The 21,003-nt window shown below is 64.6% G+C and carries 18 protein-coding genes; 5 read left to right on the forward strand and 13 right to left on the reverse strand.

All coding sequences use genetic code 11. The annotated features are described in order from the left end of the window. Window positions 1-53: 53 nt before the first annotated feature. The 7 genes from ispC to rpsB form a co-directional block, all read right to left on the reverse strand. Window positions 54-1,235 (reverse strand): 1-deoxy-D-xylulose-5-phosphate reductoisomerase, encoded by a 1,182-nt coding sequence (ispC, locus tag PVZ72_RS18185; protein ID WP_273862644.1) that lies wholly within the window; start codon window positions 1,233-1,235, stop codon window positions 54-56. Next, window positions 1,232-2,047 (reverse strand): phosphatidate cytidylyltransferase, encoded by an 816-nt coding sequence (locus PVZ72_RS18190; protein WP_273862645.1) that lies wholly within the window; start codon window positions 2,045-2,047, stop codon window positions 1,232-1,234. Before PVZ72_RS18190 ends, ispC begins: the two co-directional genes overlap by 4 nt. Then, the gene (gene uppS / locus PVZ72_RS18195) at window positions 2,047-2,796 is read right to left on the reverse strand and encodes a polyprenyl diphosphate synthase (protein ID WP_166655864.1); all 750 of its coding nucleotides are present in this window, start codon (window positions 2,794-2,796) and stop codon (window positions 2,047-2,049) included. Before uppS ends, PVZ72_RS18190 begins: the two co-directional genes overlap by 1 nt. 18 nt (window positions 2,797-2,814) lie before the next feature. Then, on the reverse strand, window positions 2,815-3,372 hold the full coding sequence (frr, locus tag PVZ72_RS18200; RefSeq protein WP_133859819.1) for a ribosome recycling factor: 558 nt from the start codon (window positions 3,370-3,372) through the stop codon (window positions 2,815-2,817). Further along, on the reverse strand, window positions 3,369-4,112 hold the full coding sequence (gene pyrH / locus PVZ72_RS18205) for a UMP kinase (protein WP_017639054.1): 744 nt from the start codon (window positions 4,110-4,112) through the stop codon (window positions 3,369-3,371). Before pyrH ends, frr begins: the two co-directional genes overlap by 4 nt. A 192-nt stretch (window positions 4,113-4,304) precedes the next feature. Beyond that, a complete protein-coding gene (gene tsf, locus PVZ72_RS18210; protein WP_187978696.1) occupies window positions 4,305-5,174 on the reverse strand; it encodes a translation elongation factor Ts in 870 nt (289 codons plus the stop codon). Between the two features lie 131 nt (window positions 5,175-5,305). Next, a complete protein-coding gene (gene rpsB, locus PVZ72_RS18215; RefSeq protein WP_133859821.1) occupies window positions 5,306-6,043 on the reverse strand; it encodes a 30S ribosomal protein S2 in 738 nt (245 codons plus the stop codon). A 286-nt stretch (window positions 6,044-6,329) separates the two neighbouring features. Between rpsB and map the strand changes: the two genes are divergently transcribed. From map to dapC, 3 genes are read left to right on the forward strand one after another with little or no spacing between them, the layout of a single operon-like run. Continuing rightward, entirely contained in the window at window positions 6,330-7,112 is a 783-nt protein-coding gene (map, locus tag PVZ72_RS18220; protein WP_133859822.1) for a type I methionyl aminopeptidase, read from the forward strand. Window positions 7,113-7,122: 10 nt separating this feature from the next. Further along, window positions 7,123-9,825 (forward strand): [protein-PII] uridylyltransferase, encoded by a 2,703-nt coding sequence (locus PVZ72_RS18225; protein ID WP_133859823.1) that lies wholly within the window; start codon window positions 7,123-7,125, stop codon window positions 9,823-9,825. 39 nt (window positions 9,826-9,864) lie between these two features. Beyond that, entirely contained in the window at window positions 9,865-11,058 is a 1,194-nt protein-coding gene (dapC, locus tag PVZ72_RS18230) for a succinyldiaminopimelate transaminase (protein WP_273862646.1), read from the forward strand. Here the strand turns inward: dapC and PVZ72_RS18235 are convergent. Beyond that, complete coding sequence (locus PVZ72_RS18235) at window positions 11,055-12,689, reverse strand: Na+/H+ antiporter (protein ID WP_273862647.1); 1,635 nt, start codon at window positions 12,687-12,689, stop codon at window positions 11,055-11,057. The genes dapC and PVZ72_RS18235 overlap by 4 nt on opposite strands. A 211-nt stretch (window positions 12,690-12,900) precedes the next feature. Here PVZ72_RS18235 and PVZ72_RS18240 point away from each other — a divergent pair, with 211 nt between their 5' ends. Next, complete coding sequence (locus PVZ72_RS18240; RefSeq protein ID WP_273862648.1) at window positions 12,901-13,215, forward strand: hypothetical protein; 315 nt, start codon at window positions 12,901-12,903, stop codon at window positions 13,213-13,215. Window positions 13,216-13,266: 51 nt separating this feature from the next. On the opposite strand, the gene cysN is transcribed toward PVZ72_RS18240, so the two are convergent. The 3 genes from cysN to PVZ72_RS18255 all read right to left on the reverse strand — a co-directional run bounded on the left by cysN (window position 13,267) and on the right by PVZ72_RS18255 (window position 17,005). After that, window positions 13,267-15,165: a sulfate adenylyltransferase subunit CysN gene (gene cysN / locus PVZ72_RS18245; RefSeq protein WP_273862649.1), complete on the reverse strand. Its 1,899-nt coding sequence runs from the start codon at window positions 15,163-15,165 to the stop codon at window positions 13,267-13,269. A 1-nt stretch (window position 15,166) separates the two neighbouring features. Next, complete coding sequence (gene cysD / locus PVZ72_RS18250) at window positions 15,167-16,084, reverse strand: sulfate adenylyltransferase subunit CysD (RefSeq protein WP_007159501.1); 918 nt, start codon at window positions 16,082-16,084, stop codon at window positions 15,167-15,169. A gap of 165 nt (window positions 16,085-16,249) precedes the next feature. Continuing rightward, window positions 16,250-17,005: a Nif3-like dinuclear metal center hexameric protein gene (locus tag PVZ72_RS18255; protein ID WP_273862650.1), complete on the reverse strand. Its 756-nt coding sequence runs from the start codon at window positions 17,003-17,005 to the stop codon at window positions 16,250-16,252. A gap of 117 nt (window positions 17,006-17,122) precedes the next feature. Between PVZ72_RS18255 and PVZ72_RS18260 the strand changes: the two genes are divergently transcribed. Next, window positions 17,123-18,244, forward strand: coding sequence for a S1C family serine protease (locus PVZ72_RS18260; RefSeq protein WP_133859829.1), 1,122 nt, complete (start codon window positions 17,123-17,125; stop codon window positions 18,242-18,244). Window positions 18,245-18,389: 145 nt separating this feature from the next. Here PVZ72_RS18260 and hisC read toward each other — a convergent pair whose 3' ends face one another. Beyond that, window positions 18,390-19,445 (reverse strand): histidinol-phosphate transaminase, encoded by a 1,056-nt coding sequence (gene hisC / locus PVZ72_RS18265; RefSeq protein WP_273862651.1) that lies wholly within the window; start codon window positions 19,443-19,445, stop codon window positions 18,390-18,392. Continuing rightward, window positions 19,442-20,761 carry a histidinol dehydrogenase gene (gene hisD / locus PVZ72_RS18270; RefSeq protein WP_263259186.1) on the reverse strand — a complete coding sequence of 440 codons (1,320 nt, stop codon included), beginning with the start codon at window positions 20,759-20,761 and terminating at the stop codon, window positions 19,442-19,444. Before hisD ends, hisC begins: the two co-directional genes overlap by 4 nt. Window positions 20,762-21,003: the final 242 nt, after the last annotated feature.

Raw genomic sequence — 21,003 nt, forward strand, 5'->3', positions numbered from 1 at the left:
TACCTCAGTGTGCAGATTCTGCGGACTCGCAGGCCAGGTGTCGAGGCGCGGGATCAGCGTCTCGACAGCCACTCCCCAGCCAGCCGCCGAGCGGTGTTGTCGGCCGCGAAGACCGCAGCGAGATCAGTGGCCGCACCGGGCTCGACACCCTTGAGGACCGCTTCGATCAGCAGGGGGATCTCGGTGAAGCCCAGCCGCCCTTCGAGAAAGGCTTCGACGGCGATCTCGTTGGCCGCGTTGAGCGTCGCCGGCATGCAACCGCCCGCCTGAGCCGCCTCTCGCGCCAGGCGCAGACAGGGAAAGCGCTCTTCGTCGGGCCGCTCGAAGTCGAGGCGGCCGATCTCGAACAGATCCAGCGCCGCAACACCGGAGTCGATCCGCTCGGGCCAGGCCAGGGCATGGGCGATCGGCGTGCGCATATCGGGATTGCCCAGCTGGGCCAGCACTGACCCATCCACGTAGTCCACCAGCGAATGGATCACGCTCTGGGGATGGATGACCACCTCGACCTGCTCCGGCGTCGCCTCGAACAGCCAGCAGGCCTCGATGAGCTCCAGCCCCTTGTTCATCAGGGTGGCCGAATCCACCGAAATCTTGCGCCCCATCGACCACTTGGGATGGGCACAGGCCTGGTCCGGTGTCACGCCGATCAGCTCTTCGGCCGGTGTCTCACGGAACGGACCGCCCGAGGCCGTGAGCAAGATTCGACGCACACCCTTACGGGCCAACCCCGGAGTCGCCGGATCGGCCAGGCACTGGAAAATCGCATTGTGCTCGCTGTCGATGGGCAGCAGGGTCGCGCCACTGGCCTGCACCGCCTCGATGAAGAGCGCGCCGCTCATGACCAGGGCTTCCTTGTTGGCCAGCAGCACGCGCTTGCCGGCCTTGACCGCAGCCAACGTCGGCTTCAGACCCGCCGCGCCGACGATCGCCGCCATGACGGTATCGACCTCCGAATGAGCCGCGATAGCCTCCAGGCCACCCTCCCCCACCAGGATCTCGGGGCGCTGCTCGACATCCTGCAGCAGGCCAGCCAACTGCTCGGCGGAGGCCTGGTCAGGCACGGCCGCATAGATCGGCTGGAAACGCCGGCAAAGGTCAGCCAGCTCCTTCAGCCGACGATGTCCGCTGAGGGCGAAGATTCGATAGCGATCGGGATACCGGGCCACGACATCCAGGGTGCTGGCGCCGATGGAGCCGGTCGCACCCAGCACGCAAAGCTGCTGGAGACTCACTGAACACCCCAGCCAGCCCACCAGAGCAGCAGGGCAAACAACGGAACGGCGGCCGTGAGGCTGTCGATGCGATCCAGCACGCCACCGTGTCCGGGCAGCAGCTGACTGCTGTCCTTGAGTCCGGCCTGGCGCTTGAACATGCTCTCGGTGAGATCGCCGACCACGGAGATCAGCACCACGCAGGCGGCGCCGATGAGCGCCTGCAAGAGATCACCCAGCCCCCAGCCACGCACCAGGCCGAGCACCAGGGTCGCCACCAGCGCGGCGGCCAGGCCGCCGTAGAGGCCTTCCCAGCTTTTGCCCGGACTCACGGCCGGCGCCAGCTTGCGCTTGCCGAAGGCCCGCCCGGAGAAATAGGCGAAGATGTCGGCCAGCCACACCAGCATCATCACTTCGAGAATCAGCAGATTGCCACCCGGTGCCACCTTGAGCAGCATCAGCCCCTGCCAGGCCGGAACCAGCACCACCAGACCGATCAGCAGACGCCGCCAGGAAGCCTGCCAGGCCCGGGCGCTGTCGGGATAGGTAAGCACCAGCACGGTCGCATAGAGCCACCAGGCCAGACTGATGAACAGCAGACCATGAGCACCGCCGGGCAACCACCAGCAGAGCAGCAGCGCCAGCGCGATCACGGCGGCATAGGCGCAACGCAGCGGCTGGGTTTCCAGCCCCGCCAGGCGCGCCCACTCCCAGGCACCCAGGACCACGACCGCACCGATGAACAGGGCGAAGGTCGCCCCTTCCAGCCAGAAAAATCCGGCCAGGGCGATGGGCAGGAGCACCATCGCCGTGATAACTCGCTGCTTCAACATTAGGCGCGTAGCTCCGCTTCCACCTGTTCGCAGGTCCGACCGAACCGCCGCTGGCGGGTGGCGAAGTCGGCCAGCGCGGCACGCATGGCCTCGTGCTTGAAGTCCGGCCAGAACAGGTCGGAGAAATACAGCTCGGCATAGGCGATCTGCCAGAGCAGGAAGTTGCTTACCCGCCTCTCGCCGCCGGTGCGGATGCACAGATCGGGCAGTGGCAGGTCGGCCGTCGCCAGACGGCCTTGCAACAGCTCGGAAGTGATCTCACCCGGCTGCAGCGTGCCCTGCTGAACCTGCAGCGCCAGCTGCTGGGCGGCCTGGGTGATGTCCCACTGCCCCCCGTAGTTCGCGGCAATCTGCAGCACGAACCGGGTGTGATGGGCAGTGAGTGCCTCGACTTCCGCCATGGCTGCCTGCAGTTCCGGATGGAACAGCGAGCGATCGCCGATGATGCGCAGCCGGATGCCGTTCTGGTGCAGCTTCTTGGCCTCCCGCCGCAGGGCGGAAAGGAAGAGCTCCATCAGAGCGCCGACCTCGTCGGCCGGACGCCGCCAGTTCTCGCTGGAGAAGGCGAACAGCGTCAGCACCTCGACGCCCGCATCGCCACACACCTCGATGACCGCGCGCACGGCGTCCACTCCGGCCTTGTGACCGGCGACGCCCGGCAGCAACCGTCGGCGCGCCCAGCGATTGTTCCCATCCATGATGATCGCCACGTGACGCGGCACCACCTTGCCTGGCTTGCTCATGCCCATGTTACATCCCAACCGTTGTCAAACAGCCATCAAGTCGGCTTCCTTGGCCTCCAGAGCCTTGTCCACCTCGGCGACGAATTTATCAGTCAGCTTCTGGACTTCATCCTGAGCGCGACGATCCTCGTCTTCACTGATTTCCTTTTCCTTGAGCAGATCCTTGAGCTGAGCCAGGGCATCGCGGCGGATGTTGCGCACGGAAACGCGCGCCTGCTCGGCCTCGGAGCGCGCCTGCTTGGTGAAGCCCTTGCGGGTCTCTTCGGTCAGCGCCGGCATCGGCACGCGAATGGTGGTACCGGCGGTGGCCGGGTTGAGGCCCAGGTCGGAGGTCATGATGGCCTTCTCGACCGCCTGGATCATGCTCTTGTCGAACACGCTCAGGGCCAGGGTCCGCGAATCCTCGACGGTGACGTTGGCCACCTGACGCAGCGGGGTATCGCTGCCGTAGTAGGACACCATGACGCTATCCAGAATGCTCGGATGAGCGCGTCCGGTACGGATCTTGGCAAAGGCGTGGCCCAGGGCTTCCAGGGTCTTGGTCATGCGCGTCTGCGCATCCTTCTTGATCTCGTTGATCATGCTGCTCCCTCCTCGATCAGGGTGCCCTCACCTCCGCCCACCACGATATTGAGCAGGGCGCCGGGCTTGTTCATGTTGAAAACCCGCAAGGGCATGTTGTGATCACGGCAGAGACAGATGGCCGTGAGATCCATGACACCCAGCTTGCGGTCGAGCACCTCGTCGTAGGTCAGACGCTCGAATTTTTCGGCGTTGGGATCCTTGAAGGGATCTGCCGTGTATACACCATCCACCTTGGTGGCCTTGAGCACCAGATCGGCTTCGACCTCGATGGCCCGCAGGCAGGCGGCGGAATCGGTGGTAAAGAACGGATTGCCGGTACCGGCGGAGAAGATGACGACTTCGCCGTCCTTCAACTGACGCAGGGCCTTGCGGCGGTCGTACTGGTCGGTCACGCCGACCATGGAAATGGCGGACATCACCGTGGCAGGAATGTTGGAACGCTCCAAGGCGTCGCGCATGGCCAAGGCGTTCATCACGGTAGCCAGCATGCCCATGTGGTCGCCGGTCACCCGGTCCATACCCACGGCGGACAGCGCCGCACCGCGGAACAGGTTGCCACCGCCAATCACCAGACCGACCTGGACACCGATGCCCACCAACTGGCCGATCTCCAGCGACATGCGATCCAGCACCTTCGGATCGATCCCGAAGTCTTCACTTCCCATCAGGGCTTCGCCACTGAGCTTCAGCAGAATACGCTTGTAACGGGGTTGGCGACCACTCATCTGCTGTGCCATTCACTCTCTCCTGTGGCGATGAACATGTGCGGGGGATTTTGATCCTGCGATAGGAAAGCGCAACCGCAGTTGCGTTCACTCCAATCGGCAAAAAACTCCTTGGAAGAGCAGAAATCAGACCTGCCTTCCAATTTGACAAAGAGGCCGCGCGCTCGAAGCGGGCGGCCTCCTGGTCAACGGCGGATGCCGGTCTTACTGCTTGCTGGCAGCCAGCTGGGCAGCGACTTCGGCAGCGAAGTCGACTTCAGCTTTCTCGATGCCTTCGCCTACTTCGTAACGCACGAAGGAAACGATTTCGGCGCCGGCCTTCTTGGCCAGCTCACCGACCTTGACTTCCGGATCCTTGATGAAGGGCTGCTCAACCAGGCTGGCTTCGGCCAGGAACTTGTTGATACGACCCTTGACCATGTTCTCCACGATGTTTTCCGGCTTACCGGCGATCTTGTCGGCATTCAGCGCCAGGAAAATTTCCTTTTCCTTGGCGACAGCTTCTTCGGAAACCTGGGAGGGATTCAGGAACTGAGGATTGCTCGCCGCGACGTGCATGGCGATTTCCTTGGCCAGTTCGGCGGTGCCACCCTGCAGGGTAACGACCACACCGATGCGGTGACCGTGGAGGTAGGCGCCAACGACATCGCCTTCGACACGGGTCAGGCGACGGATGTTGACGTTCTCGCCGCACTTGGCGACCAGCGCTTCACGGGCGCTTTCCTGAGCGGCGATCAGCGGAGCGGCATCGCTCATCTTCTCGGCGAAGGCCTTGTCCAGGCTGGCGGCGACGAAGCCCTTGAAGTCGTCCTGCAGAGCCAGGAAATCGGTCTGGGAATTGACTTCGATGATGACGGCAGCCTTGTGGTCGTCAGCGACCTTGACCGCGATGGAACCTTCGGCAGCCACGTTACCGGCTTTCTTGGCAGCCTTGATGGCGCCAGCGGCACGCATGTCGTCGATGGCTTTCTCGATGTCGCCACCGGCAGCGGTCAGGGCCTTCTTGCAATCCATCATGCCTTGGCCGGTGCGCTCGCGCAGTTCTTTGACCAGGGCTGCAGTGATTTCTGCCATGTTTGAAATCCTCTTGAATCGGTTTCGAGGTCACTCCGCACGCAGGCGGAGCCAATGAAACGCCAGTAGGCAAAAAGGGGGCTAGGCCCCCTTCTCGCACGTCGAACCGCTCGACCCTAGGGTCGAAATGCTCAGCCCTCGACGGCTTCGGCAGCGGGTTCTTCGACGAATTGCTCGTTGGCACCGCCATTGCTGCCGCCACGGATCACGGCATCGGCAACGCTGCTCAGGTACAGAGTAACGGCGCGGAAGGCGTCATCGTTGCCGGGGATGATGTAGTCAACACCTTCCGGGCTGCTGTTGGTATCGACGACGCCGATGACCGGGATGCCCAGCTTGTTGGCTTCGGTGATGGCGATGCGCTCGTGGTCAACGTCGACCACGAACAGGGCATCCGGCAGACCGCCCATGTCCTTGATACCGCCCAGGCTGCGCTCGAGCTTTTCGAGGTCGCGGGTACGCATCAGGGCTTCTTTCTTGGTCAGCTTGTCGAAAGTACCGTCCTGGGACTGGACTTCCAGATCACGCAGACGCTTGATCGAGGCACGGATGGTCTTGTAGTTGGTCAGCATGCCGCCCAACCAGCGATGATCAACGAAGGGCTGACCGCAACGCGCGGCTTCTTCGCGAACGATCTTGCCGGCGGCGCGCTTGGTGCCGACGAACAGGATCTTGTTCTTGCCGGACGCCAGGCGCTCAACGAAGGTCAGGGCCTCGTTGAACATCGGCAGGGTCTTTTCGAGGTTGATGATGTGGATCTTGTTACGCGCGCCGAAGATGTACTTACCCATCTTCGGGTTCCAGTAACGGGTTTGGTGGCCGAAATGCACGCCGGCTTTCAGCATGTCACGCATGGAGACTTGAGACATTTAGATGTTCCTCGTAGTCGGGTTGGGCCTCCACGCATCCCAATGACCAACTTCCCATCGGGAAGCACCCAGGTCATCGTGTCGATGCGTGTGTGGGGTTAGGAGCGCTGAAGGGCATAGCCCCGAAAAAGCGCGCGACTTTATATCACGCCCTGCCGGATACCACCAGCGGCGATTGCCGCATGCCGGAGGTCCGGGGTACCGCCGGCAGCCACAGCGCGGGCGCCGGCTCTGATAGAATAGCGGATCGAAAGCTGACACCCGGCGTGATACCTAGAGATTTCCGATGACCGTCATCCTCAAGACCCCTGAAGACATCGCCAAGATGCGCATCGCCGGCCAGTTGGCCGCCGAAGTGCTCGAAATGCTGGACGAACACGTGCGTCCCGGCATCACCACCGAAGAACTGGATCGGCTGGCCCACGACTACATCGTCAACGTGCAGCAGGCCATCCCCGCCCCGCTGAACTACAAGGGCTATCCGAAATCCATCTGCACCTCGCTGAACCACGTGGTCTGCCACGGCATTCCCAATGACAAGCCGCTCAAGAGCGGCGACATCATGAACGTGGACATCACCGTCATCAAAGATGGCTACCACGGCGACACCAGCAAGATGTACCTGGTGGGCGACGTGCCCGAGTGGGCCGACCGGCTCTGCCAGGTCACCCAGGAATGCCTCTACAAGGGCATCGACCTGGTGCGCCCCGGCGCGCGGCTGGGCGATATCGGCGAAGTGATCCAGAAGCACGCCGAGAAGAACGGCTTCTCGGTGGTTCGCGAATACTGCGGCCACGGGATCGGCAAGGGCTTCCACGAGGAGCCGCAGGTGGTGCACTACGGCCGTGCCGGGACGGGCCTCGAACTGCAGGCCGGGATGATCTTCACCATCGAGCCGATGATCAACCAGGGCCGCTACGAGACCCGCCTGCTGGGCGATGGCTGGACCGCCATCACCAAGGACCGCAAGTTGTCCGCGCAGTGGGAACACACGGTGCTGGTCACCGAAGAGGGTTACGAGATCCTGACCCTGCGCAAGGACGAAACCTTTCCCCGCGTTTCTGCGTGAGTGAGCGCCCATGCCCCAGGTCGATTCGGAGTTGTTCGACGCCGGTCAGTTCCAGGCTGAGCTTTCGCTGAAAGCCAGCCCTCTCGCGGCCTTCAAGAAATTCATCCGGGCCGCGAACGCCACTCTCGATGCCCGCTTCATGGCGGGCCGCAGCGTGCGCCGGCTGGTCGAGGATCGCGCCTGGTTCATCGACCAGATGCTGATCGCCGCCTGGAATCGCTTCAGTTGGCCGGAGGATGGCATCGCCCTGCTCGCGGTGGGCGGCTATGGCCGCGGTGAGCTGCATCCGCACTCGGACATCGACCTGCTGATCCTGCTGGCCGAGGAGGAACAGGAACGCTTCCGCGAATCCATCGAGGGCTTCCTGACCCTGCTGTGGGACGTGGGCCTGGCCGTGGGGCAGAGCGTCAGATCCCTGCGCGAATGCACCACCGAAGCCCTGGCCGACCTGACGGTGATCACCAACCTGATGGAAAGCCGTACCCTCGCCGGCCCCGAGCACCTGCGCCAGGCGATGCTGGCGGCCACGAGTGTCGAGCACCTCTGGCCGGGACGCGCCTTCTATCTGGCCAAGCGCGCCGAGCAGAGTGCGCGGCACGCCAAGTACAACGACACCGAATACAACCTCGAACCCAACGTGAAGGGTTCGCCCGGCGGCTTGCGCGACATCCAGACGCTGCTGTGGATCGCCCGGCGGCAGTTCGGCACCCTCAACCTGCAGGCGCTGGTAGGCCAGGGCTTCCTGACCGAAAGCGAATGCAGCCTGCTGATCTCGGCGCAGGAATACCTGTGGAAGGTCCGCTATGCCCTGCACATGCTGGCCGGGCGCGCCGAGGATCGGCTGCTGTTCGACCACCAGCGGCGCATCGCCAGCCTGCTCGGCTACGAGGACAACGACGCCAAGCTGGCGGTAGAGCGCTTCATGCAGAAGTACTACCGGGTGGTGATGGACGTGTCCCAGCTCAGCGATGTGGTCATGCAGCACTTCGAGGAAGTGAATCTGCGCGACGAGCAGGTACCGGTGGCGGTGACCCCGCTCAACAACAGATTCCAGATCCGCAACGGTTACCTGGAGGTGGTGCACCCCCAGGTATTCCTGCGCACCCCCTTCGCGCTGATGGAGCTGTTCGTGCTGCTGGCGCAGAATCCCGCGATCAAGGGACCTAGTGCCGGCACTATCCGTCTGCTGCGCGACAGCCGTCACCTCATCGACGATGCCTTTCGCCAGGACATCCGCAACACCAGCCTCTTCATCGAACTGCTCAAGAGCGAATCCGGCATCCATCGCAACCTGCGGCGGATGAATCGCTACGGCCTGCTGGGACTCTACCTGCCCGAATTCGGCCAGATCGTCGGCCAGATGCAGCATGACCTCTTCCACATCTATACGGTGGACGCCCACACCCTCAATCTCATCAAGCATCTGCGCAAGATGAGTTACGACGTCCTGGCGGAGAAGTATCCGCTGGCGACGCGGGTGATCCACAAGCTGCCCAAGCCTGAGCTGATCTACATCGCCGGGCTCTACCACGACATCGCCAAGGGCCGGGGTGGCGATCACTCGGAACTGGGCGCGGCAGACGTCGAAGCCTTCGGCCGGCGCCACCAGCTGCCGGAATGGGATACCCGCCTGGTCAGCTGGCTGGTGCGCAATCACCTGGTGATGTCCACCACCGCCCAGCGCAAGGATCTCTCCGACCCCCAGGTGATTCACGATTTCGCCCTGACGGTCGGAGATCACACCCACCTGGACTATCTGTACGTCCTCACCGTGGCCGACATCACCGCGACCAATCCGTCGCTGTGGAATTCCTGGCGCGCGACCCTGCTGCGCCAGCTCTATACCGAGACCAAGCGCGCCCTGCGGCGCGGCCTGGAAAATCCGGTCAATCGCGAAGAGCAGATCCGCAGCACCCAGCAATCGGCGCTGGACACCCTGATGCGGCGCGGCATCGATGCCGATGACGCCGAGCAGCTCTGGTCGCAGCTGGGCGACACCTATTTCCTGCGGCATACCGCGCTGGACGTCGCCTGGCACACCGAGGCCATCCTCGGCCATGGCGATACCGCCGAGCCGCTGGTGCTGATCCGCGAGACCACCCAGCGCGATTCCGAAGGTGGCACCCAGATCTTCATCTATGCCGCGGACCAGCACGATTTCTTCGCGGTGACCGTGGCGGTGATGGACCAGCTCAACCTGAACATTCAGGACGCGCGCATCATTACCTCCAGCAGCCAGTTCACCCTGGACACCTACATCGTGCTGGATACCGATGGCGGCTCGATCGGCAACAATCCCGCGCGGATTGCCCAGATCCGCGGTGGCCTGATCGAGGCGCTCAAGCATCCCGAGGAATACCCGAGCATCATCAACCGCCGCGTGACCCGCCAGCTCAAGCATTTCGCCTTCTCGCCCCAGGTGAACATCTACACCGACACCACGCGCTCGGCGAGCCTGATCGAACTGACGGCACCGGATCGACCCGGACTGCTGGCGCGGGTGGGGCGGATCTTCCTCGACTTCGACCTGTCCGTGCTCAACGCCAAGATCGCCACCCTCGGCGAACGCGTGGAAGACGTCTTCTACGTCACCGACGCCGAGGGTCGTCCGCTGGCGGATCCCGGCCTCTGCAGCGCCCTGCAGCAGGCCCTGATCAAACAGCTGCGCGAGCCGGACAGCCAGACGCCGCCGCTCAGTCGTATCAGCATCTAGCTCCCTGATCTAACGCCTCGAACGAAGGACCACCCGACGATGAATCCCACCCTCGACCTGCTGCAGCCCTATCCGTTCGAGAAGCTGCGCGCCCTCCTCGCTGGCGTGACCCCGCCGGCGGCGCTCAAGCCGATTCCGTTGTCGATCGGCGAGCCCAAGCACCCGTCACCGGCCTTCGTCGCCGAGGCCCTGACCGCCAACCTGGATCAGCTGGCGGTCTACCCAACCACCCTTGGCATCGCCGAGTTGCGCGAGGCCATCGCCAGCTGGGCCGGCCAGCGCTTCGGCGTACCCGCGGGCTGGCTGGATCCGGCGCGTCACGTGCTGCCGGTGACCGGTACCCGGGAGGCGCTGTTCTCCTTTACCCAGGCGGTGGTGGATCGCAGCCAGGCGGGTCTGGTGCTGAGTCCCAACCCCTTCTATCAGATCTACGAAGGCGCGGCCCTGCTCGCCGGCGCCGAGCCCCACTACCTGCCTTGCCTGGCGGACAAGGGCTTCAATCCCGATTTCGACAGTGTGCCGGACGCGGTCTGGCAGCGCTGCCAACTGCTGTTCCTGTGCTCACCCGGCAACCCTACCGGTGCCCTGCTGCCGGTGGCGACGCTGAAAAAGCTCATCGCCCTGGCCGATCGCTATGACTTCGTGATCGCCGCCGACGAGTGCTACAGCGAACTCTATTTCGACGAAGCCAGCCCGCCGCCCGGCCTGCTTACCGCCTGCGCCGAACTGGGTCGCAGCGACCTCGCCCGCTGCGTGGTCTTCCACAGCCTGTCCAAGCGCTCCAATCTGCCGGGCATGAGATCGGGCTTCGTCGCGGGCGATGCCGCCATTCTCAAGCGCTTCCTGCTCTATCGCACCTACCACGGCTGCGCCATGCCGGTGCAGGTTCAGAAGGCCAGTGCCGTGGCCTGGCGCGACGAGACCCATGTCCGTGAGAACCGCGAGCTCTATCGGCAGAAATTCGCCGCCGTGCTGGATATCCTGCAGGGCAGCCTGGAAGTGTCGCTGCCGGATGGCGGCTTCTATCTCTGGGCCCGGACACCGGTCGATGACGAAGCCTTCGCCCGCGATCTGTTCGCCCGCGAACACGTGACCGTGGTGCCGGGCTCCTACCTGTCGCGGGACGTCGCGGGCGTCAATCCGGGCGCCGGTCGGATCCGCATGGCGCTGGTCGCGCCCCTGGCCGAGTGCGTGGAGGCGGCGGAGCGCATCTGCCGCTTCTGCCAGGGCTAGCGGTTGCCCTGATCGCGCATCAGCGCGGTCTCCTGGATGTCCAGCTCACGCAGGAATTCGCTGACCACCAGGTCATCGATTACCCCGGCGATACGCAACCGATAGAGTTCGCGGCGCTGGGCGCGGATGGCGAGCAGGCGCAGCTCGCCATCCAGGGTATCCCTCAGCCGCGCCAGGGAACGGGCATCCTCGCTGTCATCGGCGGAACTCAGTTCGTCGCGGAATTCGGCGATGATGCCGGCCTTGATCTCCGCCTGCAGCGCGGCCCGCGCCGGCTCGTCGGCATCGCTCGATGCCACGTCTTCCAGCGCCGCTATGGCGGCTCGGGCGGCATTGATTCGCACCTCGCAACGCTCCCGCTCCAGCAGGTCATTGGACTGCTCCGGCAAGCGCGCCAGTAGCAACGGAATCCCGATGCTAGCCACCACCAGTGACAGCAGGATCACGCCCGCGGCGATGAACACCAGGATGTCACGCAGGGGAAAGGGCGTGCCATCCGAGAGCAGCAGCGGCAGCGAGAGCACACCGGCCAGGGTCACGGCACCACGGACCCCGCTGAGCGAGGCGATGGCGGCGATCAGGCGGGGGTCGCCCGCGATGGTGATGGGCCCGCTGCCAGGCTGGGTCAGGTGCCAGTAGCCGAGGATGACCCCGAAGCGAATGGCCATGATCACCCCGTAGGCACCCAGCACATAGAGCGTCAGCCAGCCCGCGGCCGGCCAGAGCGCCTGGGAGGCCGGCAGCGCGGCCGCCAGGATGTCGGGCAGCTGCAGACCCAGGATCAGGAACACCAGGCCGTTGAAGGCGAACTCCACCAGCCCCCAGACGCTGTGATTGAGCAGGCGGGTAGCGGTCTGGCGGGGCAGCATGTCGACCCGGCTCTGCATCATTCCGGCGGCCACGGCGGACAGGATGCCGGAAACGCCCAGTCGCTCCGCCAGCACATAGGCGGCGAAGGGCAGCAACAGCATGAAGACGACATGGGGCGCGGCGTCGCTCCAGCCGCGCTTCACCACCATCCAGGCGCGCGCTTGGCCGACCAGCCAGCTCAGCACCCCGCCGACCAGTACGCCGCCCACCGCGACGATGACGAATTCCAGACTGGCCTGGCTCAGCGAAAAGGCGCCGGTCAGGGCCGCCGCCACGGCGAACTTGAAGGTCACCAGACCCGAGGCGTCATTGAGCAGGGCCTCGCCCTGGATGACGTGCAGCAGGGCGCTGGGCAGCCGGCCGCGGACGATGCTGGAGACCGCCACGGCATCGGTGGGCGACAGTACCGCCGCCAGGGCGAAGGCCACCGCCCAGGGCAGGTGCAACATCCAGTGCAGGAACCAGCCGGCGCCCAGCACCGTGAGGAACACCAGGCCGAAGGCCAGGACGAAGATCGGTCGGCGCAGGCGCCAGAACTCCCGCTTGGGCATGCGCCAGCCATCGGAGAACAGCAATGCCGGGATGAACAGCAGCAGGAAGAGTTCGGGGTCCAGGGCGACATGCAGCCCCAGGGTGGGCCAGGCGAGCAAGGCGCCAACCACCACCTGGATCAGGGGCAGCGGTATGGGAATGAGATGGACGCTGAGACGGGTGGCACCCACCATCAGCAGGAGGATCAGAGCGGTATAGAGAATCTGCACGGTGGTCTCGTGGTCAGGGTACCGGTCGCGGTACCAGATACAGGAGATGCATCCCGCGGGAGTGGGGACACGTCGACCTCGAGTTGTTGGGACTGATGTCCCCGTATTTGGTTTTACCCAAACTTTACCCGTGTCGATCTAGGCGACTCGCCGCCCTTGCGGTCTGATAGACATACCCGGTTTCATATCCCCGGGTTGCAGGAGAATGATCATGCTACGTCGCATCACTCAAGTCGTGGTGCTTGCCGGTTGCCTCGCCATCGCCGGTCAGGCGTCCGCCCACAGTCGTGGCCCCGGTCCGGCCTTTCTCGGTGCCGTAGTGGGCGCCGTGGTTGGCGGAGCCATCGTCTCCCATTCCTACGCCCGCGAGCCAGTCTATGTCGAAGGGCCACCGCCGCCGCCTCCGCCGCGCGTGGTCTATTACGAACCGGCACCGGTCTACGAATATCGCGTGGTGGAGCCGCGCCCCGTGTACTACGGCCCGCCGCCTGGCGCCTACTATTACGGCCCGCCCCCGCGCTGGTAAAGGCCCATGAAAAAACCCGCCGAGAGGCGGGTTTTTTCATGACTGAACGCCCTAGATCACCTGACGCCGACGCAGGACGTCGAGGATCTGCTGGACGCCCTCCTCCACCGACAGCTGCTCGGTGTCGAGCACCAGATCGGCGTCTTCCGGGGAATCGTAGGCGAAGGAGATGCCCGGGATATTGTCACCACCGGCCGCATAGAGCCCCTGGGGATCGCGCTCGGCACAGGCCTTGGGCGATGCCTTGACATACACGGTCAGCAGCCGCTCGGCGCCGATCAGTGCCTGGGCCTGGGCCCGGCTCTCGGCATCGGGTGCAACGAAGGCAGCCAGGGCGATCAGGCCAGCCTCGTTGAACTGGCGGGCCACCTGGGCGGCGCGCAACCAGTTCTCGCGACGACCGGCGCGATCCTGCGGCAGCCCCTTGTTCAGGTCGTGGCGCAGGTTCTGGCCGTCCAGCACGAAGACCGCACGCCCGGCATCGAACAGCCGACGCTCCAGCGCATAGGCCAGGGTGGTCTTGCCGGCACCGGAAAGACCGGTAAAGAGCACCGTGGTGGGCTGCTGACCGAAACGCGCCGCCCGCTCGCTGGTGGCGACGTGCAACTGATGCGCACCCTGGCCGTGGCCGGTAGCGCCCACCGGTTCGGCGATGATCATGCCGGCGCCCACGGTGCCATTGGTCAGGCGATCGATGACGATGAAGGCACCGGTGGTGCGGTTGACGCCATAGCCGTCCAGGGCGATGGCGGTATCCAGGGCCACCTTGACCCGGCCGATCTCGTTGAGCTTGAGTTCGCTGGCCGCGCCGTGCTCCAGGGTGTTGACGTCCACCGTGTGCACGATGCTCGGCAGCGAACCCGGCACATAGCTGGTGGCGCGCTTGATGTCGTACTTCTTGCCCGGGCGCATGGGCTCCTCGGCCATCCACACCAGCATGGCCTCGAAGCTGTCGGTCACCTGCGGACGATTGTCGGCATGCACCAGGACATCGCCACGGGAGATGTCGATCTCGTCCTCCATGGTCAGGGTCACCGCCTGGCCAGGACCCGCCTGCTCCAGCTCACCTTCGTAGGTGACGATGGACTTGACCCGGCTGCCCTTGCCCGACGGCAGGACCACCACGGCATCGCCCTTGGTGACCACGCCCGAGGCCAGGGTCCCGGCGAACCCGCGGAAGTTGAGGTTGGGCCGGTTGACGTACTGCACCGGGAAGCGCAGGTCGTCGAGGTTGCGATCCGCAGCGATCTCGACGCTTTCGAGGATCTCCATCAGCGGCTTGCCGCTGTACCAGGGCGTCTGCTCGCTGCGATTGACCACGTTGTCGCCCTTGAGCGCCGACATGGGCACGAAGTGGATGTCCTTGGCGTTCAGCTCGATGCGCTGGGCGAAGGCCAGGTAGTCGTCCTTGATACGCTCGAACACCGCTTCGTCGAAGCCCAGCAGGTCCATCTTGTTGATGGCGACCACGATGTGCTTGATACCCAGCAGCGAGGCGATGTAGCTGTGCCGACGAGTCTGGGTCTGGATGCCGTAGCGGGCGTCGACCAGGATGATCGCCAGGTCGCAGGTGGAGGCACCGGTGGCCATGTTACGGGTGTACTGCTCATGGCCGGGGGTGTCGGCGATGATGAACTTGCGCTTGGCGGTGGAGAAATAGCGATAGGCCACATCGATGGTGATGCCCTGTTCGCGCTCGGCCTGCAGGCCGTCCACCAGCAGCGCCAGGTCGACCTCCTCGCCGGTGGTCCCCACCTTCTTGGAATCGCGGGTGATGGCTTCCAGGTGATCCTCGTAGATCATCTTGGAGTCGTGCAGCAGGCGCCCGATCAGGGTGCTCTTGCCGTCGTCGACATTGCCGCAGGTGAGGAAGCGCAGCAGCTCCTTGCGTTCGTGCTGCGCGAGGTAGGCCAGGATGTCCTGGCCGATCAGATCGGATTGGTGCGACATCTTAGAAATACCCCTGACGTTTCTTCTCTTCCATGGATCCGGCGCCATCGTGGTCGATGACCCGGCCCTGGCGTTCGGAGGTGCGGGTGAGCAGCATCTCCTGGATGATGTCCGTCAGCGTGGTCGCCTGGGACTCCACCGCGCCGGTCAGGGGGTAGCAGCCGAGGGTACGGAAGCGCACCTGGCGCTTGTGGATGCGTGCCTTCTCCTCGGGCGAGAGGTGTTCGAGGATGCGGTCGTCGTCGATCATGAGCAGGGTGCCGTTCTTCTCGATCACCTCGCGCTCGGCGGCGAAGTACAGCGGCACGATCGGGATGCCTTCGAGATAGATGTACTGCCAGATGTCCAGCTCGGTCCAGTTGGACAGCGGAAAGACGCGGATCGACTCGCCCTTGTTGGTCTTGCCGTTGTAGATGTTCCACAGCTCGGGACGCTGGTTCTTGGGATCCCAGCGGTGCTTGCTGTCGCGGAAGGAATAGACGCGCTCCTTGGCGCGAGACTTCTCCTCGTCGCGGCGCGCGCCGCCGAAGGCCGCGTCGAAGCCGTACTTGTCCAGCGCCTGCTTGAGGCCCTGGGTCTTCATGATGTCGGTGTGCTTGGCGCTGCCATGGGTGAAGGGATTGATGCCCTGAGCGACCCCTTCCGGATTCTTGTGCACCAGCAGATCGAGACCCATGTCGGCGACCATGCGATCGCGGAATTCGTACATGGCCTGGAATTTCCAGCCGGTGTCCACGTGGAGTACCGGGAACGGCAGCTTGCCGGGAAAGAAGGCCTTGCGGGCCAGGTGCAGCATCACGGCCGAATCCTTGCCGATGGAATACAGCATGACCGGGTTGTCGAACTCGGCGGCCACTTCACGGATGATGTGGATGCTTTCCGCCTCAAGCTGTTTGAGGTGCGTCTGTTTGTCGAGCATGGCTACTCACGATTGCAGAAAGGTGGCCTAGGAGATGTCCGTTGCGGCATCCAGTCGACTGGACACACCGGACAGAGCGGGCCGTGGACGAACCTCAACCTTACCATAGGCAACGGTTATGGCCCGCCAGGCCATCTAGATCCAGAAGTTATATGCTTATGACGCTCAGGCGGGATTGTCGCAGTCGATGAAGCGATGCTCGATGCCCAGCTGCGCGGCCAGAAAGTCGCCCAGCGCCTGGACGCCATAGCGCTCGGTGGCATGGTGGCCGGCGGCAAAGAAACTCACCCCGTTCTCGCGGGCACTGTGCACCGTCTGCTCGGACACCTCACCGGTGAGATAGGCATCCACTCCCGCGGCAATGGCCTGATCGATGTAGCCCTGGGCACCGCCGGTGCACCAGGCCAGGCGCCGGATCGACCGCCCGCCGTCGACCACCAGCGGCTCGCGTTGCAGCACAAGCGCCACCTGCCGAGCGAAGTCCGCGGCGGACCGTGGCTGCGGCAATTCGCCTTGCCAGATCAGTCCCTTGGCATCACCCGGCAGCGGTCGGATATCCTGCAGACCCAGGCGGCGACCCAGTTGGACGTTGTTGCCCACCTCGGGATGGACGTCCAGCGGCAGGTGATAGGCCAGCAGGCTGATGTCGTGGCTCAGCAGCGTCTTGATCCGCCGGTGCTTCATGCCGATAAGGCGGGCGTCCTCGTTTTTCCAGAAATAGCCGTGGTGCACCAGGATGGCATCGGCCCCGGCCGCCACGGCGGCGTCCAGCAGTTGCTGGGAGGCGGTGACGCCACTGACCAGCAGATGCACCTGCTCGCGGCCCTGGACCTGCAGGCCATTGGGGCAATAATCCTGGATCCGGGCCGACTCCAGGTAGCGGTCGGCGGTCTCCACCAGTTGATCAAGGGACAGGGTCACGGACGGCTTACCTCCTCGCTGGCGGCGCCACAGCGTGTCTTCGGGTGGCGCCGCTCCTTATAATGCCCACCAGCTTATCCGGCGCACCCCGGGTGGACAAATTCAAGGATGTGATCGATGTACAAGGCTTTGCGTTATCTCGGCTGGCCCGTGCTGTGCGGTCTGCTCGTTGCAGCCCTGATCATGCAGCGCTATCCGCAATGGCTCGGCCTGCCCGCCCAGCCGCCGCTGTTCGAGGCGGCCCAGGCGCCCGCGCATTCGCGCCAGCAGGGACCGGTCTCCTATGCCGACGCGGCGAGTCGCGCCGCGCCAGCGGTGGTGTCGCTGCGTTCGACCAAGGCGGCCAAGCCGGGCAAGGCCGGTGACACGGCCAGTGACCGCAAGGGTGTGACCAAACCGGTGGAGGAGCTCAGCCTGGGCTCGGCCGTGCTGATGAGCCATGACGGTTATCTGCTGACCAACAACCACGTGACCCTCGATGCCGAATCCATCGTGGTGGCGCTCGCCGACGGGCGTCAGACCCTGGCCAAGCTGATCGGCAACGATCCGGCCACGGACCTCGCCGTGCTCAAGATCGACCTGCCCAACCTGCCGGCCATTTCGGTGGGCGATTCGACCGCCATCCGCATCGGCGACGTGGTGCTGGCCATCGGCAATCCCTTCGGCGTCGGCCAGACGGTGACCATGGGTATCATCAGCGCCACCGGCCGCAACCAGCTGGGTCTCAATACCTACGAGGACTTCATCCAGACCGATGCGGCGATCAACCTGGGCAATTCGGGCGGAGCGCTGGTGGATGCCAACGGCAATCTGATCGGCATCAACACCGCCATCCTTTCCGGCGGCTCCCAGGGCATCGGCTTCGCCATCCCGATCAAGCTGGCCATGGAGGTCATGCGCTCGATCATCCAGCATGGCCAGGTTATCCGCGGCTGGCTGGGGGTGGCAGTGGAAGTCATCACGCCAGAGCTGGTCAAGACCTACGGCCTCAAGGTCGACCAGGGCATCGTGGTGACCGATATCGATCCGGAAGGACCGGCGCACAAGGGCGGTCTGCGTGCCGGCGACGTGCTGGTCAAGCTGGCCGGCCAACCGATCAGGGACGGCCGGCTGGCGATGAACCAGATCGCCCGCAAGCAACCCGGCGACAGCATCCCCATCGAGGTGCTGCGCCAGGACAAGACCGTGCAGGTCAAGGTTACCGTCGGGCTGCGTCCCCTGATGGAGAAGGCACGCTAGGCTCTATACGTAAAGTGCCTACGCTCGGTGATGCTTCGTTGAAAAGCGCTTCGGAATGCTCATTTACCATTCGTAAACTCCGCTTCCTCAGCGCTTTTCGCCTCGCTTGACCATCGCCCGGCAACTTTTCGAACAGAGCCTAAGCTCAGAGGGTATCGAGGGCCGTGATCAACGCCTGATTCTGCACGGGCGTACCAATGGTGATGCGCAGGAAGTCGGCGATGCGTTCGGGACGGCTGAAGTGGCGCACGATGACGCCATGCTCGCGCAAGCCCGCGGCCAGCACCGCCCCGCCCTTCTGCACATGACGGGCGAAGATGAAGTTGGCGGCCGAGGGCAGGACTTCGAAGCCGCGCTCCAGCAACTGGCCGACCAGGGCTTCGCGACTTTCGACCACCTGCCGGCAGGTCTCGTCGAAATAGGCGCGATCCTCGAAGGCAGCGGTCGCGCCGGCCAGGGCCAGGCGATCCAGCGGATAGGAGTTGAAGCTGTTCTTGATCCGCTCCAGGGCCTCCATCAGCGGCGCCTGACCCATGGCCAGGCCTACCCGCAGACCGGCCAGGGAACGGGACTTGGACAGCGTCTGGGTCACCACCAGATTGGCATGGCGCTCGATCAGGGCAACCGCCGACTCCGCCCCGAAGTCGACATAGGCTTCGTCCACCACCACCACCGAGGTCGGATTGCCGGCGACGATGCGCTCGATGGCGTCCAGCGCCAGGGCGCTGCCGGTTGGTGCATTGGGGTTGGGGAAGATGATGCCGCCATTGGGGCGCAGATAGTCCTCGGGGACGATCTGGAAATCCTCGTCCAGCGCCGGGGTCTCGAAGGCGATGTCGTAGAGGCCGCAATAGACCGGATAGAAGCTGTAGCTGATGTCCGGGAACAGCACGGGTCGGCCATGGCCGAACAGCCCCAGGAAGATGTGCGCCAGCACCTCGTCCGAGCCGTTGCCGACAAACACCTGGTCGCTCTGGATGCCGTAGTAGCAGGCGACGGCGTCCTTCAGCGCCTGGCCGTTGGGGTCGGGATAGAGGCGCAGGTCGTCGGTGGCCGCGGCGCGGATGGCGTCCAGCGCTCGCGGCGACGGACCGTAGGGATTCTCGTTGGTGTTGAGCTTGACCAGGTTGGTCAGCTTGGGCTGCTCACCGGGCACATAGGGCACCAGATTCTTGACGAAGGGACTCCAGAGTTCGCTCATGCCTGCTCCTCCTGAATGCGGTATTCGGCGCTGCGGGCGTGGGCGGTCAGGGACTCGCCACGCGCCAGGACCGAGGCGACCCGGCCCAGCGCGGAAGCGCCAGCGGCCGAGCAGTGGATGATCGAGGAACGCTTCTGGAAGTCGTATACGCCCAGGGGCGAGGAGAAGCGCGCGGTGCCCGACGTCGGCAGCACATGGTTGGGACCGGCGCAGTAGTCGCCCAGGGCCTCGGCGGTGTAGCGCCCCATGAAGATGGCGCCGGCGTGGCGGATCTTGGGCAGCCATTGCTCGGGCTCGGCGACGGACAGTTCCAGGTGTTCGGGGGCGATGCGATTGGCCACCTCGATGGCCTGGGCCATGTCGGTAACCTGGATCAGGGCACCCCGCCCTTCCAGGGAGGCGCGGATGATGTCGGCGCGCTCCATCTCCGGCAACAGGCGGGCAATGCTGGCCGCCACGGCGTCGAGGAAGGCGGCGTCCGGACTGACCAGGATGGCCTGGGCGTCCTCGTCGTGCTCGGCTTGGGAGAACAGGTCCATGGCGATCCAGTCGGGATCGGTCTGGCCATCGCAGACCACCAGGATCTCCGACGGGCCGGCGATCATGTCGATGCCGACCTTGCCGAACACGTGGCGCTTGGCGGTGGCGACATAGATGTTGCCGGGACCGACGATCTTGTCCACCGGCGGTACGCTTTCGGTGCCATAGGCCAGGGCGGCCACGGCCTGGGCGCCGCCAATGGTGAAGACGCGATCGACACCGGCCAGGGCCGCAGCGGCCAGCACCAGTTCATTGACCTCGCCGCGGGGCGTCGGCACCACCATGACCACCTCGCGCACGCCGGCGACCTTGGCGGGAATGGCGTTCATCAGCACCGAGGACGGATAGGAGGCCTTGCCCCCCGGCACATAGAGACCGGCACGGTCCAGCGGGGTGACCTGCTGGCCAAGCACGGTGCCATCGGCCTCCTGGTACTGCCAGGAATCCTGGCGCTGCTTTTCATGATAACGACGGACGCGCTCGGCGGCGGCTTCCAGGGCGGTGCGCTGCTCCGGCGTGATCCGGGTCAGGGCTTCTTCCAGACGCGCACGCGGCAGGATGAGATCGCTCATCGAGGTCGTTTCGACACCGTCGAAGCGCCGGGTGTATTCCAGCAGGGCCTGATCGCCCTGATGACGGACGTCGGCGATGATCGCCAGGACCCGCTGGTTGATGTCGGCGTCGGACACCCCTTCCCAGCTCAGCAGATGATCCAGATGCTCGGCGAAATCCGGAGCGGCAGCGGCGAGTCGGCGGATGGCGAGCGGAGCGGTCATGGCGGATCCTCTTCAGGAGAGCGAAAGGGGCGCCCGAGAGTAACAGCCGGCTCCGTGTGGGCGCCCGACAATTTGGCTATGGCACGGATAGGCGAAGCTGGAGGGATGGAAGCGGTCCGGGCCGGCATTAACCTGCCGGCCAGGACCCAGAGCCTGTTCAAAGTCTCGCGAGCTCGAGACAAACAAGGCCTAGGCGGCCCCGCGAAAATGGCTGAGGAAGCGGACCGGGCTCGCGAACGAGT

Origin of the sequence: Pseudomonas sp. LA5 (assembly GCF_028640825.1) — a bacterium.
In the GTDB taxonomy this organism is placed as follows: domain Bacteria; phylum Pseudomonadota; class Gammaproteobacteria; order Pseudomonadales; family Pseudomonadaceae; genus Chryseomonas; species Chryseomonas aestiva.

Excerpts from the sequence above, each read along its gene's own strand:
- PVZ72_RS18190 (WP_273862645.1), bottom strand. The coding sequence starts at position 2,047 with ATGTTGAAGCAGCGAGTTATCACGGCGATGGTGCTCCTGCCCATCGCC.
- uppS (WP_166655864.1), bottom strand. The coding sequence starts at position 2,796 with ATGGGCATGAGCAAGCCAGGCAAGGTGGTGCCGCGTCACGTGGCGATC.
- frr (WP_133859819.1), bottom strand. The coding sequence starts at position 3,372 with ATGATCAACGAGATCAAGAAGGATGCGCAGACGCGCATGACCAAGACC.
- pyrH (WP_017639054.1), bottom strand. The coding sequence starts at position 4,112 with ATGGCACAGCAGATGAGTGGTCGCCAACCCCGTTACAAGCGTATTCTG.
- tsf (WP_187978696.1), bottom strand. The coding sequence starts at position 5,174 with ATGGCAGAAATCACTGCAGCCCTGGTCAAAGAACTGCGCGAGCGCACC.
- rpsB (WP_133859821.1), bottom strand. The coding sequence starts at position 6,043 with ATGTCTCAAGTCTCCATGCGTGACATGCTGAAAGCCGGCGTGCATTTC.
- map (WP_133859822.1), top strand. The coding sequence starts at position 6,330 with ATGACCGTCATCCTCAAGACCCCTGAAGACATCGCCAAGATGCGCATC.
- PVZ72_RS18225 (WP_133859823.1), top strand. The coding sequence starts at position 7,123 with ATGCCCCAGGTCGATTCGGAGTTGTTCGACGCCGGTCAGTTCCAGGCT.
- dapC (WP_273862646.1), top strand. The coding sequence starts at position 9,865 with ATGAATCCCACCCTCGACCTGCTGCAGCCCTATCCGTTCGAGAAGCTG.
- PVZ72_RS18240 (WP_273862648.1), top strand. The coding sequence starts at position 12,901 with ATGCTACGTCGCATCACTCAAGTCGTGGTGCTTGCCGGTTGCCTCGCC.
- cysN (WP_273862649.1), bottom strand. The coding sequence starts at position 15,165 with ATGTCGCACCAATCCGATCTGATCGGCCAGGACATCCTGGCCTACCTC.
- cysD (WP_007159501.1), bottom strand. The coding sequence starts at position 16,084 with ATGCTCGACAAACAGACGCACCTCAAACAGCTTGAGGCGGAAAGCATC.
- PVZ72_RS18260 (WP_133859829.1), top strand. The coding sequence starts at position 17,123 with ATGTACAAGGCTTTGCGTTATCTCGGCTGGCCCGTGCTGTGCGGTCTG.
- hisC (WP_273862651.1), bottom strand. The coding sequence starts at position 19,445 with ATGAGCGAACTCTGGAGTCCCTTCGTCAAGAATCTGGTGCCCTATGTG.
- hisD (WP_263259186.1), bottom strand. The coding sequence starts at position 20,761 with ATGACCGCTCCGCTCGCCATCCGCCGACTCGCCGCTGCCGCTCCGGAT.